The sequence below is a fragment of the Kribbella sp. NBC_00482 genome (assembly GCF_036013725.1).
Classification (GTDB): Bacteria; Actinomycetota; Actinomycetes; order Propionibacteriales; family Kribbellaceae; genus Kribbella.
On the sequence record NZ_CP107881.1, the window covers coordinates 1,992,139 to 2,009,850 of the forward strand.

General features: G+C 68.5%; 23 protein-coding genes and 1 riboswitch. Of the genes, 7 read left to right on the plus strand and 16 right to left on the minus strand.

Annotated features, from left to right (window positions below; all coding sequences use genetic code 11):
- Positions 1 to 6: 6 nt before the first annotated feature.
- Complete coding sequence (locus OHB24_RS09975) at positions 7 to 1,098, minus strand: mandelate racemase/muconate lactonizing enzyme family protein (protein ID WP_327638677.1); 1,092 nt, start codon at positions 1,096 to 1,098, stop codon at positions 7 to 9.
- A 151-nt stretch (positions 1,099 to 1,249) separates the two neighbouring features.
- Between OHB24_RS09975 and OHB24_RS09980 the strand changes: the two genes are divergently transcribed.
- From OHB24_RS09980 to OHB24_RS10000, 5 genes are read left to right on the plus strand one after another with little or no spacing between them, the layout of a single operon-like run.
- Positions 1,250 to 1,954, plus strand: coding sequence for a GntR family transcriptional regulator (locus tag OHB24_RS09980; RefSeq protein ID WP_327638678.1), 705 nt, complete (start codon positions 1,250 to 1,252; stop codon positions 1,952 to 1,954).
- Between the two features lie 10 nt (positions 1,955 to 1,964).
- Complete coding sequence (locus tag OHB24_RS09985) at positions 1,965 to 2,825, plus strand: fumarylacetoacetate hydrolase family protein (protein ID WP_327638679.1); 861 nt, start codon at positions 1,965 to 1,967, stop codon at positions 2,823 to 2,825.
- Positions 2,826 to 2,857: 32 nt separating this feature from the next.
- Entirely contained in the window at positions 2,858 to 3,460 is a 603-nt protein-coding gene (locus OHB24_RS09990; RefSeq protein WP_327638680.1) for a class I SAM-dependent methyltransferase, read from the plus strand.
- A 9-nt stretch (positions 3,461 to 3,469) separates the two neighbouring features.
- Positions 3,470 to 3,847, plus strand: a complete 378-nt coding sequence (locus tag OHB24_RS09995) for a VOC family protein (protein WP_327638682.1) — start codon at positions 3,470 to 3,472, stop codon at positions 3,845 to 3,847.
- A gap of 32 nt (positions 3,848 to 3,879) precedes the next feature.
- A complete protein-coding gene (locus OHB24_RS10000) occupies positions 3,880 to 4,581 on the plus strand; it encodes a hypothetical protein (RefSeq protein ID WP_327638683.1) in 702 nt (233 codons plus the stop codon).
- Positions 4,582 to 4,584: 3 nt separating this feature from the next.
- On the opposite strand, the gene OHB24_RS10005 is transcribed toward OHB24_RS10000, so the two are convergent.
- The 8 genes from OHB24_RS10005 to OHB24_RS10040 all read right to left on the minus strand — a co-directional run bounded on the left by OHB24_RS10005 (position 4,585) and on the right by OHB24_RS10040 (position 10,209).
- Complete coding sequence (locus OHB24_RS10005) at positions 4,585 to 4,971, minus strand: hypothetical protein (protein ID WP_327638684.1); 387 nt, start codon at positions 4,969 to 4,971, stop codon at positions 4,585 to 4,587.
- Positions 4,972 to 5,026: 55 nt separating this feature from the next.
- A complete protein-coding gene (locus tag OHB24_RS10010; RefSeq protein WP_327638685.1) occupies positions 5,027 to 5,398 on the minus strand; it encodes a hypothetical protein in 372 nt (123 codons plus the stop codon).
- The gene (locus OHB24_RS10015; protein WP_327638686.1) at positions 5,395 to 6,501 is read right to left on the minus strand and encodes an alpha/beta hydrolase; all 1,107 of its coding nucleotides are present in this window, start codon (positions 6,499 to 6,501) and stop codon (positions 5,395 to 5,397) included. Before OHB24_RS10015 ends, OHB24_RS10010 begins: the two co-directional genes overlap by 4 nt.
- A gap of 63 nt (positions 6,502 to 6,564) precedes the next feature.
- A complete protein-coding gene (locus tag OHB24_RS10020) occupies positions 6,565 to 7,116 on the minus strand; it encodes a histidine phosphatase family protein (RefSeq protein ID WP_327638687.1) in 552 nt (183 codons plus the stop codon).
- Positions 7,113 to 7,868: a CbtA family protein gene (locus OHB24_RS10025; RefSeq protein WP_131336364.1), complete on the minus strand. Its 756-nt coding sequence runs from the start codon at positions 7,866 to 7,868 to the stop codon at positions 7,113 to 7,115. The genes OHB24_RS10020 and OHB24_RS10025 overlap by 4 nt, the downstream gene beginning before the upstream one ends.
- A gap of 5 nt (positions 7,869 to 7,873) precedes the next feature.
- Entirely contained in the window at positions 7,874 to 8,071 is a 198-nt protein-coding gene (locus OHB24_RS10030; RefSeq protein WP_131284143.1) for a CbtB domain-containing protein, read from the minus strand.
- 34 nt (positions 8,072 to 8,105) lie between these two features.
- A riboswitch (cobalamin riboswitch) is annotated at positions 8,106 to 8,234 on the minus strand.
- A 243-nt stretch (positions 8,235 to 8,477) separates the two neighbouring features.
- Entirely contained in the window at positions 8,478 to 9,413 is a 936-nt protein-coding gene (locus tag OHB24_RS10035) for a nucleotidyl transferase AbiEii/AbiGii toxin family protein (protein ID WP_327638688.1), read from the minus strand.
- Positions 9,316 to 10,209, minus strand: coding sequence for a type IV toxin-antitoxin system AbiEi family antitoxin domain-containing protein (locus tag OHB24_RS10040; RefSeq protein WP_327638689.1), 894 nt, complete (start codon positions 10,207 to 10,209; stop codon positions 9,316 to 9,318). The genes OHB24_RS10035 and OHB24_RS10040 overlap by 98 nt, the downstream gene beginning before the upstream one ends.
- Positions 10,210 to 10,387: 178 nt before the next feature.
- On the opposite strand from OHB24_RS10040, the gene OHB24_RS10045 reads away from it, so the two are divergent.
- The gene (locus OHB24_RS10045; protein WP_327638690.1) at positions 10,388 to 11,029 is read left to right on the plus strand and encodes a LysE family translocator; all 642 of its coding nucleotides are present in this window, start codon (positions 10,388 to 10,390) and stop codon (positions 11,027 to 11,029) included.
- Here OHB24_RS10045 and OHB24_RS10050 read toward each other — a convergent pair.
- The 4 genes from OHB24_RS10050 to OHB24_RS10065 are packed head-to-tail and all read right to left on the minus strand — an operon-like array spanning position 11,019 to position 15,416.
- Positions 11,019 to 12,383 carry an MFS transporter gene (locus OHB24_RS10050; RefSeq protein ID WP_327638691.1) on the minus strand — a complete coding sequence of 455 codons (1,365 nt, stop codon included), beginning with the start codon at positions 12,381 to 12,383 and terminating at the stop codon, positions 11,019 to 11,021. The genes OHB24_RS10045 and OHB24_RS10050 overlap by 11 nt on opposite strands.
- A 38-nt stretch (positions 12,384 to 12,421) precedes the next feature.
- Positions 12,422 to 12,787 (minus strand): DUF1304 domain-containing protein, encoded by a 366-nt coding sequence (locus OHB24_RS10055; protein WP_327638692.1) that lies wholly within the window; start codon positions 12,785 to 12,787, stop codon positions 12,422 to 12,424.
- Between the two features lie 15 nt (positions 12,788 to 12,802).
- Positions 12,803 to 13,714 (minus strand): phosphotriesterase family protein, encoded by a 912-nt coding sequence (locus OHB24_RS10060; protein ID WP_327638693.1) that lies wholly within the window; start codon positions 13,712 to 13,714, stop codon positions 12,803 to 12,805.
- A gap of 7 nt (positions 13,715 to 13,721) precedes the next feature.
- Complete coding sequence (locus tag OHB24_RS10065; protein WP_327638694.1) at positions 13,722 to 15,416, minus strand: DEAD/DEAH box helicase; 1,695 nt, start codon at positions 15,414 to 15,416, stop codon at positions 13,722 to 13,724.
- Between the two features lie 192 nt (positions 15,417 to 15,608).
- Between OHB24_RS10065 and OHB24_RS10070 the strand changes: the two genes are divergently transcribed.
- The gene (locus tag OHB24_RS10070) at positions 15,609 to 16,118 is read left to right on the plus strand and encodes a DinB family protein (RefSeq protein ID WP_327638695.1); all 510 of its coding nucleotides are present in this window, start codon (positions 15,609 to 15,611) and stop codon (positions 16,116 to 16,118) included.
- A gap of 3 nt (positions 16,119 to 16,121) precedes the next feature.
- Here the strand turns inward: OHB24_RS10070 and OHB24_RS10075 are convergent, their stop codons facing one another.
- Genes OHB24_RS10075 through OHB24_RS10085 form a run of 3 tightly spaced genes read right to left on the minus strand, consistent with a single transcriptional unit; the run spans position 16,122 to position 17,611 of the window.
- On the minus strand, positions 16,122 to 16,790 hold the full coding sequence (locus tag OHB24_RS10075; RefSeq protein ID WP_327638696.1) for a TetR family transcriptional regulator: 669 nt from the start codon (positions 16,788 to 16,790) through the stop codon (positions 16,122 to 16,124).
- On the minus strand, positions 16,762 to 17,172 hold the full coding sequence (locus OHB24_RS10080) for a thiol-disulfide oxidoreductase DCC family protein (RefSeq protein ID WP_134129855.1): 411 nt from the start codon (positions 17,170 to 17,172) through the stop codon (positions 16,762 to 16,764). The genes OHB24_RS10075 and OHB24_RS10080 overlap by 29 nt, the downstream gene beginning before the upstream one ends.
- Positions 17,173 to 17,185: 13 nt before the next feature.
- Positions 17,186 to 17,611, minus strand: a complete 426-nt coding sequence (locus OHB24_RS10085) for a hypothetical protein (protein WP_327638697.1) — start codon at positions 17,609 to 17,611, stop codon at positions 17,186 to 17,188.
- Positions 17,612 to 17,712 lie beyond the last annotated feature (101 nt).

Consider the following 17,712-nt stretch of genomic DNA (forward strand, 5'->3'; position numbering starts at 1 on the left):
CTTCGCTCAGGCAACGCGCCGGTCGTCGATGGCATCAGCATTCCAGTCGATCCCCAGACCGGGTACGTCGGGCGCGACCGCGTGCCCGTCAACGACGGTCATCTCGGACCGGGTGATCGCCCGCAGCTGTGGGATGTGCTCGACGTACCGCCCATTGGGTACGGCGGCCGTGAGGCTGACATGCAGCTCCATCAGGAAATGCGGGCACACCTCGAGGTTGAACGTCTCGGCCAGATGCGCCACCTTCAGCCACGGCGTGATCCCGCCGACGCGCGCCACGTCCACCTGGACGATCCCGGCCCCGCCTGCAGCGACGTACTCCCGGAACTGCGAGACGGAGTACAGCGACTCCCCCACGGCGATCGGGATCGACGTGGACGCCGCCAGGTGCACGTGCCCCGTCAGATCGTCGGCCGGCAACGGCTCCTCGAACCAGGACAGGTCCACCGCCTCGAACGCGGCCGCACGCCGGCGGGCCTCGGGGTACGTCATCGACTGGTTGGCGTCGACCATGATGTCCAGCCCGGGCCCGACCGCGTCGCGAACGGCCCGCAGCCGCTCCACGTCCTCGTGCACCCGCGGCTTCCCGACCTTGAGCTTCACACCGGGCCAGCCGGCCTTCTGTGACGCCAGTGCGCCGGAGACCAGCTCATCCGTTGACAAGTGCAACCAGCCGCCCTCGGTGTCGTACAACGGCACCCGCTGCCGGTAGCCACCGGCCAGCCGCCACAGCGGCTCACCGGCCCGCAGACACCGCAGATCCCACAGAGCGGTGTCAACGGACGCGAGAGCGAGTGAAGTGATCGCACCAACAGTCGTGGCATGCGTGGACCAGAACAGGTCGGACCAGATCGCCTCCACGTTGCGGGCGTCCGCACCGACGAGTCGCGGCAGCAGGTGGTCCCGCAGCAATGCGAGCACGGCTGTGCCACCGGTGCCGATCGTGTACGAGTACCCGAGCCCGGTCAGCCCGTCGGATGTCGACAAGGAGACGAAGATCGTCTCCTGCTTCAGGAAGGCCTGGACGGCGTCGGTGCGGACCGTCTCGACCTCCAGGTCGACCAGGTACGCCTCGGCCCGGACGATCACAGAGCTCACCGATTTCCTCCAAGATCCTATAGGATATTGCGTACCTGATGCTCCCGCTTCACACTGGACCCGTCAAGACGGACTGCGAGTCGGGCAGAATGAGGCCCGGCATCGGAGTAACACAGCGTGGCGGGGCACAGTGCGGGAGGAGCGGACGACAGTGACGGATGCGCACGTGGGCCTGGCGGGGCAGCTCGCCCGCCTGCCGCAGCGACAGGTGCTGAGTGACGACGTCTACGAGACGGTCAAGGGCCTGATCATGGACAGCGTGGTGGAACCGGGCACCCGGTTGAACATCGATGCGTTGACCCGTGAGCTGGGCATTTCACAGACCCCGATCCGGGAGTCCCTGGCCCGGCTGGAGTCCGACGGCCTGGTGATCAAGGAGCCGCTGCGGGGGTACCGGGTGTCCTCCCGGCTGACCCGCGACGAGTTCGAGGACCTGTTCGAGTACCGCCTGCACATCGAGCCGTGGGCGGCCGGGCGTGCCGCCGAGCGGTCGGGCGCCGACGACCTGGCCCGGCTCAAGGCGGAGATGCTCAGCTACACCGACGTACCGGATCGTCCGTCGTACGAGAGCTATCGGGCGATGGCCGCGCACGACCAGCGGTTCCACGACCTGGTTCTGGAGCTGTCCGGCAACGAGACCGCGCGGCTGTCCTTCCAGCGGACACACTGCCACCTGCACCTGTTCCGGCTGTACTACGGTGGCGGCATCGCGACGAAGGCGTTGCGAGAGCACAAGTCAGTGGTGACCGCCGTCCGTAAGGGCGACCCGGAGGAAGCGGCCGCGGCGATGCGGTCGCACATCGAGGCCTCGCGCGCCCGGCTGCGGCCCATCTTCGACCAGAGCGATCCGTCCTGAGGAGATATCTGTGGAACTGCTGCGCCTCGGCGCGGTCGGCGAGGAGCGCCCCTACGTGCGCGCCGCCGACGGCACCGTTCACGACCTGAGCCCGCTCACTCGAGACACCGGAGGCGACATCGACGGGGCGTTCCTCGCCGCCGACGGCATCGCCCGGACCCGCGCCGCGCTCGAGGCCGGCGAGCTTCCGGTCGCGGACACCGGAGGGCTGCGGGTCGGTGCGCCGATCGCACGGCCGGGCGCCGTGGTCTGCATCGGCCAGAACTACGCGGCCCACGCCGCCGAGTCGGGCGCCGAGCCGCCGAAGCAGCCGATCGTCTTCTTCAAGCACCCGAACACGGTCGTCGGCGCGTACGACGAGGTACTGGTGCCGCGCGGCTCAGCGAAGACCGACTGGGAGGTCGAGCTCGCGGTCGTCATCGGCAAGGAGGCCCGGTACGTCGAGACCGACGAGGACGCGCTCGCGTGCATCGCCGGGTACACCGTCTCGAACGACGTGTCGGAACGCGCGTTCCAGATCGAGGTCTCCGGCGGCCAGTGGTCGAAGGGGAAGTGCTGCGAGACGTTCAACCCGCTCGGGCCTTCCTTGGTTCCGGCCGACGAGGTCGACCCGACCAACCTGAACCTGCGCTCGTGGGTGAACGGCGAGCCGCGGCAGGACTCCAACACGCAGGACATGATCTTCTCGGTGGCGGCACTCATCCGCGACCTCTCGCAGTACATGGTGCTCAGCCCCGGCGACATCGTGAACACCGGTACGCCGGAGGGTGTCGCGCTGTCCGGCCGGTTCCCGTACCTGTCGCCGGGCGACACGATGGAGCTCGAGATCGAAGGCCTCGGCCGCCAGAAGCAGTCCCTCGGCAAAGGCTGAAACTGTCCCCGGCCGGCTCTAGGGTCGGCCGGGTGACCGATTTCCTCGCCGACATCAGCAGCTCGTACGACACCGTCGCGCCGTCGTACGCCGAACTCGTCGTGACCGGCGCCGACTGGGAAGACGCCGCCTTCGACCTCCTCGCCGAGCTCCTGCCCGAAGGCTCCAGAGCCGTGCTGGACGTCGGTTGCGGGCCGGGGCGTACGACGGGACTGCTGGCCGAACGTGAGCTGCAGGTCGTCGGGATCGACCTCTCGCCCGGGATGATCGAGATCGCCCGTCGCGATCACCCGGAGCTCAACTTCCGCGTCGGCTCCATGACCGCGCTCGACGTACCGGACGACTCGGTCGCCGGCGTCGTGTCGTGGTGGTCGATCATCCACCTCCCTCGCGACGTCGTCCCGCAGGCGTTCGCCGAGTTCTACCGCGTGCTCGCCCCCGGCGGTGTCCTGCTGATGGGTTTCCATGTCGGCGAGGAATCGACCCACAAGACGTCCGGGTACGGCGGCCATCCGATGAACATCTACGTCCACCGCTGGACCGGGTCCGCCCTTACCGAGATCGCGGTCGCCGCGGGCTTCACGCCGTACCTGGACCCTCAAATTCCCGAGGACCGACTGTTCTTCCGGAAGTAGCCTCTGCGCATGACTTCTCGCGTGCGTACGGTGACGTTCGATGCCCACGACCCCTACGAGATCGCCGGCTTCTGGCTGCAGGTCCTGAAGGCGGAGCGCCCCGACGACGACCAGCCCGGCGACCCGTACGCATCGGTCCCGACCGACGGTCTCACCGTGCTCTTCGAACAGAACAACGACGAGAAGGTCGTCAAGAACCGCGGCCACCTGGACCTCGAGCCCGACGGCCCCCGCGACGAGGAAGTCGCCTGGCTCCTCACCCTCGGCGCCACCATCGCCCACGACCACCGCAACCCCGACGGCACCGGCTGGGTCGTCATGCACGACCCCGAAGGCAACGAGTTCTGCGTCCTCCGCAGCGCAGCCGAACGCGCCGCCACCAGCTGAGGTTGACCCCGGCTGGTGTCAGGATCTGGCGGATGTATCCCGAATGGTTGATGGCAGGGCTCGAGTTTCCTTCGGCCGATCTCCGTGGGCACCTGACCCGGGCCGGCGAGTTGGTGCCGGCAGAGGTGCTGGCGGGCAGTGGTCAGGCCGAGGAGCTGGCGGAGGTCGTCGAGGACGGCGCGAATCACTTCTGGATGGACACGCTGCACTACGTGGGTGTGTGGGCAGAGGCGAACGGGCTGGACGAGCAGCTGCCGGTGGAGTTCTGGCTGCACGTCGCGAGTGCGGCGGATGGGATGGAGTTCCCGGAGTTCGTCCCGTACTGCCTGGGAAAGGCGCACCGCCTGCCCAGCCAGGACCCGGGCGACCTCGTAGCTGCCGTCAGCACGTTGCCCGCCGTTGTCGAGGTGGACGGCGCGGTGCGGTCGAGTTGCTCCGCAGTGGCTGACCTGCTCCGCAACCACGACCCGGCGACGGCCGCGATGATCGAGGCGGTCGACCTCGACGCGATTGCCACCCATCTCCGTGGCGGCGCGTACGACGCGATCGGGCCGGACGTCAGCCCGATCCTGTCCGACAGCTTCGACGACCTGTTCGGCGTCGCGGCTCGCAAGGACTTCCCCGCCGAGCACAGCCGGCACGCCTGGGCGATCATCGGCCCGAACCCGTTCAAGGTCGCTGTGGGCGCGGGCCTCTACCCCAGCACGCACGCCGAGGTCTGGTGGCGGGCCTGAGCTCTACAGATCGTCGACGTACGGTGTTTGGCCGGTGAGGGTCAGGCGCCAGTCGGTGGTCTGGGCGGTGACGGTGAGGTCGTAGCCCTGGCGGCGGGCGGTCAGTTCGTGGCGGCCTTCGGCGGGCTCGGAGATGGTCACCTTCCAGCCACGGGACTCGAGGGTTTCGGCGGCGAAGCCGATCTGCGCCTCGGGGTCGGGCGTGATGGTGGGGTCACCGGTCTCGACGGTGATCGTGCAGACCGACTCGGGGCCGCTCTCGTCGGACAGCGCGCCCTGGCCGACCGGGCCGACATCCTGGGTCACCGTCGGTGTCTGGTCGGGTACGACAATCGCCGCCACCGCGAGGAGTTCCGAGCGGAGGTAATTGCGGGCTTCGGTCAAGGTCACGCTTCCGTGATACACCGTGCAGCCAAGCCTCGCGAGGACACGCCGCGTTTCGGTATCAAGAAACGACCGGAGTCTCCCCGGTGAACGTTATCCGCCAGTCCGCCGACCACGCGTGAACGGCGACGTCGAAGCCGTCGCGGGCGGCGGCGACCCGATAATGACCGTTCTCCGGAGGTTGGACGTCCGCGGTCCAGCCCCGGGCGCGCAACGCGGCCGCCGCGGCGTCGACGGCGGCCGCCGGGTCCGGGGACCGCGGGTTGCCGGTCTCGACGGTGACCCTGGAGACGGTGGCCGTCCCGCGCCCGTCGAACAGTACGCCGGGATTCACCGGCCCCGGGTCGTGCGTCACGACCGGCCGCTGATCAGGTACGACGGCCTCCGCGACCGCCAGCAACTCGCCCCGCAGGAACTCCCGCTCGCCCGTCATCGCTGCCGCCCTTCCGAGCCTCGTCCTGCCCCGTTCGCCCGCCCTGCAGCAGTCTGTCCGGCGGCTGCTCCGGCCGACTCCTTCGACGGTTTGGTGAGGGCCACAACACCGTCGTACACCTTGGACGCCGCTCCGGCGACCGCGTTCAGCGGGCCGCCCCACGACGTACCGAGGAAGAGCTTGGTCTCGGCGGATCTGCTCGTGTCCGTGGTCGTGATGGACGTCAGGTCGCCCCGGACCACCCGCCCGATGTTGCGCAGCGACTCGCTGTTCGGCCGGTAGTACTCGTTGTGCCAGTGCACCGACACCGGGTCGTCGTCGACCCGCGGATCGCTGGTCGCCATCCGGATCGCGTCCGAGAAGTTCGCCGGATCCGGCCCGTGCCACTCGGAGTACGAGACGTAGTCCCCCGGGGCACGCTCGGTGTACAGCCGGGTCGGCGGCTGCACGAAGTCGGAGGCCTCGTCGACGTACTTCGCGATGCCGGGCGAGCCCGTCATCACCAGCCGCGTCGGCCGGGCGCCCGCCATGATCGACTGAGCGGCCACGTCGGTGCCGTACGAATGCGCGACCAGCGAGACCTCCGCGTCGTCGGCCTTCAGTTCGTCGACCTCGTCCAGGAATGCCGCGAGCCGCGGCCCGGCCTCGATCGCCGCGTCCTTGCTCGCGGCCTCCACCAGGCCCTGCGGCGAGTCGTAGTCGAGCCACACGACAACCGCCGTACCCGGGCCGGCTTCCTGCTTGATCAGGTCACCGCGGTCTGACTGCCCGCGGAACGTGTCCAGGCTGTTCCCCATCCCGGGAACCAGCACGGCGATGTTCTTCGCCGTCTGGAGATCACCGAGGACCTCGACCGCGCGGCCCTGTCCCTCGGGATCGACCATGTAGAACTGCCGGGGCCGCTCGACCTCGACGACGTTGCCTTCGGCATCCACCGACGTCGTCTTGACGGGCGTCAGCAGATCCTTGACCGTGTCCAGCCGCTTCAGCTGGTCGTCACTCGCCGTACCGGCGTCGGCGGCGGCCTGCAGCCGGTCGCGCGCCGCGACGAGCACGGCGTGGCTAGCACGGAACCGTTCGGCAAGCTGGTCGGACTCAGTCATCGTGACTCCCCGTGACAGCCGGTCACCTGGGCGTGCAACCGGGCCAGTCGCAGTTTGTCAGGCCTAAGGCGTCAAGGCCAAGGACCAGTTGCCTGAGTGGTACGAGAGGTTGACCCTGGCCAGGGGGCGTACGTCGACGTGACGGAGCGACTCCGCCGGCGCGTCGACGACGTACAGCACGATCGCGCGGACGACCGCCGGATGGACGACCGCGAGCGCGGAGGCGTGCTCCCGTGCCGCCAGATCGCCCAGCCAGTCAGCGACCCGGGCCAGTACGTCGTTCTCGGTCTCGCCGCCGCCGGGCGTGGCGGTGTGCGGCCGCTCGAGCCACGCCGCCACCCGCGACGGCTCGGACGCGAGCAGGTCCTCCAGCCCGCGTCCGGTCCACTCGCCGTACTCACGGTCCCGCAGCGCCGGCTCCACCACTGGGTCGAGCCCGAGTACGGCGGCGGTGCGTACGGCGGCCTGCTCCGGCCCGGCGTACACGGCATCCGCCGACAGCTTCAGCTCGCGCGCCGCCTCGACACTCGCCGGATCCGGCTCGGCGTCACCACCGAGTACGAGTCCGCGCAACGCGGGCGTCAGAGCGTGCGCGACCACTGTGAGAGCCGTCAAGCGGCAGCCACCTTCGATCGGATCGGCCGGCGGTCCACCGCGACCGCATACCCGAATCCGAGCAGGAGCCACAGCGTCGCCTGCGTACCGAGCGAGGCGAACCGGAACTGCCACAGCAGCGTAGCGGGGAACGTCTCCGGAACCTCGTTGATCCGCGGCAGAATCAGGTACGCCGCCACAACGGTGACGACCAGCCCGACGACACCGCCTGCGAGCCGGGCAACCTCGCCGTACCGCGCCGCCCACCGGGACAACGCGACGCCGGCCCAGACCGCGAGCAGACCGATCACCAGGGTCAGGAGATAGGTGACCGTACGGCGCGTGATCGTGTCCGGATCACCGACCGCGGGCGGGTTCGGCGGGTACTTGAGGAACGGGACCAGCACGATGCCGACGAAGCCCGCCGCGGCGAGTCCGAGCGCGGCGTACGCGTCGTTCCCGGTCCGGAGCTTGCGGCGGAGCAGCGTGAACGCGACGGCGAACAGTCCGCCGAGCGCGACGCCGTACAGGCTGGTGGCGAGGAACAGGCCGGCCCGCTGACCGTCACGGCTGACGAGCGGCTCTTCCTCTTCGGCGGCAGGCTCAGTGCTGTCGCCATGGTCATGGGTGTGCGCGTGACTGCCGGCCTCTTCGATCGCGATCGCCGCGTCGACACGCGGCTCGCCCAGCACGTAGGCGAACGTTCCGGCCAACAGGCCGGCGAAGAGTCCGACGATCAATCCGCGCACCAGGAGCGATCCGAAGGTGCGCATGTCGTCTAGTGGCAGGGCACGCCGAGAAGGTGGCGACCGTCGTGCATCAGCTCGTGCAGGTACATCCCGGACCGGGACACCGCACCCTGGTCGAACCCGACCAGATACGCGAGCAGCAGCATCAGGCCGACGCTGAGCAGCGCGGCAGCAAGAAGCTTGGGCGAGAGAGCCGGTACGGCGACCGACTGGGCAGGAGCTGCCATCTGAACTGACCTCCTGGGGAAGTGCGCGTCCCCTTTAGAAAGGCTGCGAGTGCCCGAGCGTCCTGACTTACGAGCCGAAACTCGATCACAGTGGCGCGGCCGCGCCGGCTTCTCACCGGCTTCCCTCATGGCACCGCAGGTTGACCCTCGAACCGTAGGGTCCCGCCCACCCCCCGGTCAACGCACCACCCCACCCCGGTGACCTATCCCACCCGAAACCCACGAGAGGAGAGGTGGATGTGATCGGCCCACGCGTGCTCCGCAGGCGCTTGCCTCGTCGCTCCGCTCCTCACCACGCCCGCTCCGCGCGCTCCCACCCGCCCCCCGCTGAGCGCGGACATCCAGCGTGAAGGAGCTGAGGCGACTACCGCGTAGCCCGACGACGTCGCCGATTCGGTGCTCGGATCTACTGCCAAGAGCGTTCGTCTGGATTCCACGTGCCATTGCTCCGCTGACCGTTCAGGATCTCGCCCAGGCAGGTGTCGCAGCACGCCAAGGCTGAGTTCAGGTCCCAATACTCTCGTGGGTACTGCGCGAACCCTGCAGCAGACCGGGGAAAGCCGGTGACCCAAGCTGCGCTCGGAGCTTGGACGTTGTCCGGCAGTTCCATCTGCCGGCGCCCGGCTTCCCGTTGAAGAACCGTCGACAGCCGGCCGGCATCGAACGGGATAGCCGCAACGATCCGCACGATGTCCGCCAGGTCGCGGTAGCGGGTCGATGCCTCGTCGCCGTCGTCGCCATGCAGTTCGTAGAGGGCGCAGATCTTGTCGGCCAGGTGATGTTCGATCGGGGTGGTGGGGACCGAAGGGAGATCACGCAGAGTCTCGTGATCGATGATCGGCTTCAGCGGCACCTGGTCAACCGGTGCGTCGAGGTGTCGCCGCGTACTCAGGTCGATGCTGAAACTCTCGAACTCTTGACCACCCAGCCGGGCCCGAGCCTTTACCTTGGCCGTTTCGATGCCGTAGCCGTAGGGGTCGGCTTCCCGCTGAGTGGTGACTGCGTACAGCTCGAACTCGAACGGATCGCCGTGGTGCGGTCGGCTGCAGAGCTGCCGGAGTTCGGACAGCGCGTCTTCGGGACTGGCCCACGGTTCCTCGCGGGCGAGGTCGACATCCTGGGTGAATCGGCCGCCGCCGGTTCGGATCAGCAGCGCGTTGCCACCCAGCAGCACCCAACGTGCATCGGGGTTCTGGAAGATGCGGCTGAGGAAGATCGTGAAGATGTACTGCTTGCGTACCGGATCAGCCGCGACGCCGCGGCTCCTGGCCTCGTTGGCCAGCTTGGTTCCCAGTGACTGCCTCAGGCGATTCGCTTCCAGCTGGGTCAGCGGTTGCGCCATCGTCGGCCTTCCTGTTCTGCCGAGGGGCGGCATCTGCTTGTTCGCGCCGCGCCAGTTGTCGGAATTGTTTGGCGATGGCTTGGCGGACGAGGGTGTTGAGTTCAGGCGCTACAGCTCGGAGGAACTCCTCCTGCAACTCGGGGGCCATCAGCTCCAAGATGCGGGTGTCAGGTCGGTAGCCGGTTGCTTTCAGTAGGTCGGCGAGCAGGGCGTTCCCGTCGGGGGAACCGAAACGCGCCGCTGCTGGCTCGAGCGCGTGTACGAGAGTGGCGGAAGGGATGTTGTGGGTGGTGAGACCATCTCGAACCACGTTGGCCAGGTGGTCGAAGTCGGTGCCGCCGGTGGCGAGGTCCTTGACGGTACGGGCGACGGTGGTCACCGACAGCCCGTTGACCCAGGTGATGTCTTCGACCGGCAGGTCGCGCTTGCGGTACCGGGTGTCCGGCTGCGTGGTCTGCCGACGTACCGCGGTAGCGAACTCGTACCTGGAGGGCAATAGGTCACCGAGCCCGTGGACGGCTGCCGCTGACTCACCAGACACGACAGCCAGCGGCTGGTTTCCCGCTGGCTTGCTGCCAGTGGCCAGCCAGGCTGCACGCAAGCCTTGCAATGGTCCGGCGTCGGCGGAGGGAAGCGCGTAGACGCCATGACGCACCCGTTGCACGGTGCCATGGTCAGCGAGGCGCGACAGGTGCATCTTGGACACACCCGCCTGGTGGGCCTGGGTGGTAGTCACCAGTCCCCACTGGCTGGAACCAAGTACCTCCAGCGTCTCCAACACATCGACCGCACGCACAACAATCACCTCCTGCTACTTGAATAGTAACAGCTGAACGTTACTTTCAAAGTAGCAAGCAACAACAGATGTTACTTCGCAAGCAACCCGCCATCGGGTCCTGATCTGCCAACTCGCCGGTGTTCCAGTTGGCGGATGGGGGCTGTCGGCGCGACGGGGTCGCATCTACTCTGGGGGGATGCCGTCTGCTCATCATTTGTTGGCGTTTGCTCTTACCGCGTTCATCATCATCGTTGTGCCGGGGCCTAGCGTGTTGTTCATCGTGGGGCGGGCGTTGGCGGTTGGGCGGCGGGAAGCTGTGTTGACGATGGTTGGGAACACGCTGGGTGCGGCCGTGTTGCTGGGTGGGATCTCGGTCGGGCTCGGGACGTTGATCGCTGCTAGTGCGGTCGCGCTGACCGTGGTGAAGCTCGTCGGGGCGGCGTACCTGATCTATCTCGGGGTGCAGGCGTTTCGGTCGCGGAAGTCGTTGGTTGCGGCGATGCAGGGTACGGCGAAGCCGAGCACAACCCGGCGGACCATCCGGCAGGGGTTCCTGGTCGGGGTGACGAATGCGAAGACGGCGGTGTTCTTTGCTGCGGTGCTGCCGCAGTTCGTCGACAAGGGGGCCAGTGCGCCGGCGTGGGCTCAGATCTTGGTGCTCGGGCTGATTTTCATTCTGATCGCGCTCGGTTCGGACAGCGTGTGGGCGTTCGTGGCCGGTACGGCGCGCGAGTGGTTCGCCCGTTCACCGCGCCGGCTCGAGCTGGTCGGCGGCGCCGGCGGCTTGATGATCATCGGCCTCGGCGCAAGCATCGCCGTCACAGGTTCTAAGGAGTAGCGGTACGCCGCCCAGCGGGCACGCCGAGCAGCGCGAGCAACGCCGGGAGACCGAAGGCGACGAGGTACGCCAGTACGGAGGAATGCGGTTCCATTGCCGCGAACAACGACCCGCCGATCGCGAGGATCGTTGCCGTTGACAACGAGTCGCTGAGCTGCAGCGCGGAACTGTTGGCGCCCTGCTCGTCGCGTTCGGAGTACTCCAGGACCAGCACCGACAGCGTCGGGAACACGGTTCCCATGCCCAGACCGGTCAGGCTCCAGCCGAGGATGCCGACCAGCACCGGGACGTCCGGGTTGAGCGTCAGTGCCGCCGTGACGATGCCGACGAGGATCGCGAGCATGCCGGCCTGCAGGAAAACCGCGTGGGAGAACGGCTGGTTCGGCCGGCCGCGGTACCACGATGCGGCGGTCCAGCTCAGCGCGCTGACCGTCAGCACGAGACCGGCGAACGACGGCGACAGACCGCGTTCCCGGGTGAGCATCAACGGCAGGAACACCTCGGCACCGAACCCTGAGGCCGCCACCAACCCGCGCAGCGCGACCACCGACGGCAGCCCGCGCCCGAACGCGAACGTCCCGGACGGCAACAGCCGCGGCGCGAACACGATTACCCCGGCCAGACCGACCACGAGCAGCACGATCTGTACGACGCCACGCTGCTGCCCGCCGTAGTGCAACAGCCCGACACCGACCGCGGCCGCGACTGCCCACAGCGCCCTCTTGTCCCACAGCTTCCCCGGACGTACGTCGTACGAGCGCCCGCGGGCCAGACCGGGACGCATCACCAGCGCGGCCGGGATCGCGATCGCCGGTACGGCGAGGAACACGATCCGCCAGTTGGTGTGCTCGACGATCAGGCCGGCGATCGCGGGACCGACGAGGGACGGTACGACCCAGCCGGTCGCGAACGCGGCGAAGATCCGCGGGCGGAGGCGGGCCGGGTACAGCTGACCCACGACGACGTACAGCGCGACCGTGAGCAGACCGGAGCCGAAGCCTTGGATGATGCGGCCCGCGACGAGGATCTCCATCGACGGCGCCAGGCCCGCGATCAAGAGGCCGGCCAGAAACCACGCCGTACCGTGCCAGAGCGGGCGGGTCGGGCCCTTGAGGTCGCTCCAGGTGCCGGAGACAACCATCGCGACCACGCCGGAGGCGAGCGGGCCGCCGAACGCGAGCGCGTACAGCGGAAGGCCGTCGAGCGCCTGCGCGACGGTCGGCATCGCGGTCGCGACCGCCAGGGACTCGAACGCGACCAGCGTGATCAGCGCGACCATCCCGACGGTCAGCGCGCGGTACTGCGGTGAGAGGACGCCGCCTGTCTCAACAGTCGGCTCGGCAACAGTGGTCATGCCGACGACCATCGCCGCTCAAGTGCACTTTAAGTCAACTAGAGAACCGCAGCGAGAACCAGGGCGAGGATCGGCGGCACTGCCTGGGTGGCGGCGGCGCGGAGCATGCGGCGGTCGGAGGCGATGAGCACGATGCCCGCGCCGGCCATGCACGCGCAGGCGAACAGGGCGATGGCGTGGCCCTTGTCGCCACCCCAGACCAGCCCGCCGAGCGCACCGACCGCCAGGAACAAGTTGTAGAAGCCCTGGTTGAACGCCCACGGCCGAGCAGTCTCGACCTCGGTGTCCTTCACCAGGAACCGCCGATAGGTACTCGGCTTCCGGAACAACAGGCTTTCCATGGCGAACACGACCACATGGAACACACCCGCGACGACAACGAAGATCTGCGCGATCACGCTCATGCGGGGAACGTACCGCTACGCCCGCCAATCCGTCGCGAAGGCGCGCGCTGGGTTGGTCCGGAACACCGCGTCGGCGATGTCCGCACCGAAGTACCGCGTGATCCTCGGCCTGAGGTGCGTCAGCAGGTACGGCATCCCCGGACCCTCGCCGGTCGCGGCCCGGGCGCGCGCCGTCGTGGTGTCGCCGCCGAGCAACAGGCGGTCCGCGTACCCGGCGTCGATCAGCGCCGCGAGGCAATCGGTCAGCCGTGGATCGGTCGCGTTGTTGGCCCGCGACGGCCCGTCGAACGCCAGCCACGCACCTCGCTGCGCCAGCTCGAGATGCACACGGTGATCGGGAAACCGGTTGAGATGCCCCAGGATCACCGCGGCCGGGTGTACGTCGAGCTCGTCGACGAGCAGATCGAGTACGGCGTCCGCGGCGGAACCGAGCTCGTGATGGATGGCGATCGGCGCGTTGGTCGCGTGATGCGCCTCGGCCGCTGCCCGCATCACGAGCTCGGCATGTCCGTCGAGGACGTGGAACCCGCCGGCCACCTTGATCAACCCGGCGCGGACCGGGGTGTCTCCGATACCGGTCGTCAGTTCACGGACGAAGATCTCGGCGAGCTGGTCCTGCACCTTGTCGACGTACCCGTCCGGGTAGTGCTCGCGGCGGTGCAGGCCAGTCGCGGTGACGATCGAAACGCCTGTGCTGGTTGAGATTCCGGGCAGGAGACCGGCTTGCCGATTCAGCCCGTGCGGGGTCCATTGCACGATCGCCTGGCCGCCCGCGTCCGCGAACGCCCGTACCTCCGCAACCGCTGCCGCCTCGTCGTCCAGCTCCTGCCCCGGAAGGACTGCCGAGCGGAAGAACAGGTGGTCGTGCGAGTCGGTCACGCCGAGCGCTTCCGGCACGAGGTCGTTCAGGACCGTACGGATCCGCATTCGTGGATCAGCGACCTCGGCGGGAGCTGCCGGCGCGCGAGCCTGCGGAGAACGCAGCGGCCCCAGCGGGGCGAGCCGTCGATCCCGGAGTGCTCGTGCTGTAGCTCTTCGGGCTGCCCGAGCCGGCGCGCGACTTGGAGCGACCGGAGCCCCGCGAGCCACCAGCCGCACGCGGCGCCTGGCCAGAACCCGTTTGGCCCGACCGCTTGCCCGTCGCCTGCTGAGCGGGGCCCGAAGCGCGCCGGCGGCGATTGCCGCGGCCCGATCCGCTACCGCCCGAGCCCGCGACGCGTTCCTGCTGGACCGGCCTGGACGTCGGCTCGACGAAGGTTCGTTCGCCTGGAGCCAGTTCGCCGAGCAGCGGGTGGTCGGCGCCGAGCTTGGTGACCGTCGGAGCGATGCCGGCCTTGCGGGTCAGGTCGCGGACGTCGCGAACCTGGTCGTCGGTCATGAGCGTGACGACGGTCCCCTCGGCGCCGGCGCGCGCCGTGCGGCCGGAGCGGTGCAGGTACGCCTTGTGCTCGATCGGCGGGTCGGCGTGGATCACCAGCGTCACGTTGTCGACGTGGATGCCACGGGCCGCGATGTCGGTGGCGACCAGCGTCTTCGCCGAACCGTCGGAGAAAGCCTCGAGGTTGCGCGTACGGGCGCCCTGGGACAGGTTGCCGTGCAACTCGACAGCGGGGACGCCTTGGGCGATCAGCTTCTTCGTGAGCGACTTGGCGCCGTACTTCGTCCTGGTGAACACCAGCGAGCGACCCGGCGCGGCCGTCAGGTCGACGAGGACCGGGAGCCGGGTGTCGGGCTGGACGTGCAGGACGTGGTGCGTCATCTGGGAGACCGGCGAGCGGGCCGAGTCGACGCTGTGCGTGACCGGGTCGGTCATGAAGCGCCGTACGAGGACGTCGACGCCGGCGTCCAGCGTGGCGGAGAACAGCAGCCGCTGTGCCGTGGCCGGCGTTGCTTCGAGAATCCGGCGTACGGCGGGGAGGAACCCGAGGTCGGCCATGTGGTCGGCCTCGTCGAGCACGGTGATCTCGACCGCGCCGAGCTTCGCGTGACCGGCCTGGACGTGGTCCTCGAGCCGGCCGGGGCAGGCGACGACGATGTCGGCGCCCTTGCGCAGGCCGCTGATCTGCGGGCCGTGACCGACCCCGCCGAAGATCGTCATCGAGCGCAGGCCGAGCGCGTCGGCGAGCGGGGAGATCGAGGCCTGGATCTGGGTCGCGAGCTCGCGGGTCGGAGCGAGGATCAGCGCACGCGGGTGGTTCGGACGGCGCTTGGTGCTGCTGGCGGCGAGCCGCGCGAGGACCGGCAGGACGAACGCGTAGGTCTTGCCCGACCCGGTCCGTCCGCGGCCGAGGACATCCTTGCCGGCCAGCGAATCCGGCAACGTGGCCGCCTGGATCGGGAACGGCTTCTCTACCCCGGCCGCGGCCAGGGTCGCCACCAGCCGCTCGGGTACGCCGAGTTCGGCGAAGCTGCGGTTGTCAGGGGCAACCGTTTCGGTCACCTCGTCCTCGTTGCTGACGGCAACTTCGAAGAGCTGCTCGGTGGCAGCGGGCTGCTGGGTGCGGGCGGCGCCGGAACGGCGCCTGCGCCGCGGTCGCGACTGCCCGGCCGGCTTGTCGCCGGCGGGCTTGCGGGACTGGGAGGCGGATTGGTTGGACGTGGTTGTAGACGTGAGGCGGCGGGCCGCCATAGTGGTACTCCAAAAGTTCGGGGGTCGTCCTGCCCGGCGCGGCCCTGGGCCGCGGCGCGTGGTGGTCGACTGCTGGCGCACAGTAGTTGCGCTCACCGGCCCGAGGCAGAACTGGGCGGGCCGTCATGAGCAGTTTACGGCACAACAGGGCCGTTTCTTACGGGACGCTCGTCACACGGGTAGGTTCTGCACGTGACTGAACAGTTTCGGGTCGACCCGCCGACGGTCGCCGACGAGCGGGCATTGCTGCAAGGGCTCCTCGATTTCCACCGCGGGACGCTGCTGTGGAAGCTCTCCGGGCTCACCGATGAGCAGCTCGTCCAGCGCGCCGTGGACCCGTCCACCATGTCGCTGATCGGACTCGTCCGGCATATGAGTGAGGTCGAGAAATACTGGTTCCACCGAGCGCTGGCGGGCCACGATTCGCCGCCGAAGTACTGGAGTGCCGAGTTCCCCGACGGCGACTTCGACCACGTCGATCCGGCGATCGTCGCGGAGGACCTCGAGGACTTCCGCCAGATCGTCAAGACCTCGGACGCCCTGGCCGCGAACTACACGCTGGACGACACGTTCCTCCGCCCCGGGCAGGAGCCGCCGCACTCGCTCCGCTACCTCTACCTGCACATGGTCCAGGAGTACGCCCGCCACAACGGCCACGCCGACCTGCTCCGCCAACGCCTGGACGGCGCCACCGGCGAGTAGTACCTACGGCTTGATCGAGTTGATCAAGCCGACGATGTCCTTCGTGACGCCACGGACGCCCGGGATGCGGGTCAGGCGGAGCAGGCGGTCCACGAGCGGGACGGCGCGGTCGATCAGGGCGCGACTCCGGCGGACGTCCTCGGACTGGTCGTGCACCCAGAACAGGACCACTCCCATCTGGAGGAGCCAGAGCAGCTCGGGGAGTTCGGCCTTGAGGTCGGCGGCCAGCTTCAGGTCGGAGCCGTCGATGACCCGCCGGAAGATCTCCACACTCGCGTCCCTCGCCGGCCGGGATTCCTCGCTGAACGGCGACAACGGGCTGCGCGGATCGGCCGCCGTCTTGAAGAACGTGCCGGCGAACTCGTGGTACGGCGCGGACACGTCCAGCCACGTCCGCAGTACGCCGGCCAAGCGCGGCACGAACGCCTTCTCGGTCGCGAGAATCGGCTCGACCGCCTCGCGGTGCTGGTCCTGCAGCAGGTCGTAGTACGCCTGCATCAGGTGATCCTTGGAACCGTAGTAGTAGTACGCGTTCCCCACCGACACGCCCGCCTCGTTGGCGATCGCGCGCATCGTGGTCTTCCCGTACCCCTGCTCCCGGAACAACCGCAACGCGGTCGACAGGATCAGCTCGCGTGTCTGCTCACCCTTCGCGGTCGCACTGTCCGTCACACCCGTCAGCGTAATCACCTCCACTCAACCGCCGTAGCCCCGCCGCCGCCTGAACGATCGCCCGCGCCACCGGCCGCATCGCCGGACTGGCCAGTCGTACCGCGGTGTGCCGGTGCTCCCCCGTGGCCCACAGACACACGATCCAGGCGCGATCGCCGACGTACACGGACCCGTCGTCCGCGACCACGGTCACGTCCCGCAGCGTCGCGTCATGATCCAGCGCGGGGTAGAGCGTCCGCGCATCCGTCGACCCCGCCGCGACGAACCGCAGACGCACCACCCCGCCGTACCCGTCCGGCGCCGGATGCTGCGCCGCCAGCCAGTCCTTGAAGCGGCGGCACATTCCGCAGTGGGCGTCGTACAGAACCGTCAACTCACGCACGGCCCGGCGGCCTTCAATATCCGTACCGGGCGGCCTGCTCGGTCATCGTGATCGGCTGGATGTTGTCGTTCGGCGGCACCGGCGGGCGGGTCATGCTGTCGAGCCGGCTGCGGGTCCGGATCTTGCTGAAGATCCACACGTTCGTCAGGTGCACCACCCCGAGCACCAGCATCACGATCCCGAGCTTCACGCTGAGCTGCTCGAACACCCCGCTCGCGTCCAGCACCGGGCTCCCGCTGCGCAGGAACAGCGTCACGAACCCGAGGTTGATCAGGTAGAACCCGACCACCAGCAACCGGTTCACCGCGTCGGCGAAGTCGGCGTTCCCGTGGAACACGTCGACCAGGAAGATCCGCCCGTTCCGGCTCAGCGTCCGCGCCACCCAGATCGTCAGCGGCACGGCGACCAGCAGGTAGACCAGGTACGTCGTGACTGTCATGTCCATCATCGTCCCCACTTCTTGAACACGTTCAACTCTTCTGGTTCTGACCGTACGCCGCCCTTTTGAACATGTTCAAGTCGATCATCACGTGATCTGGA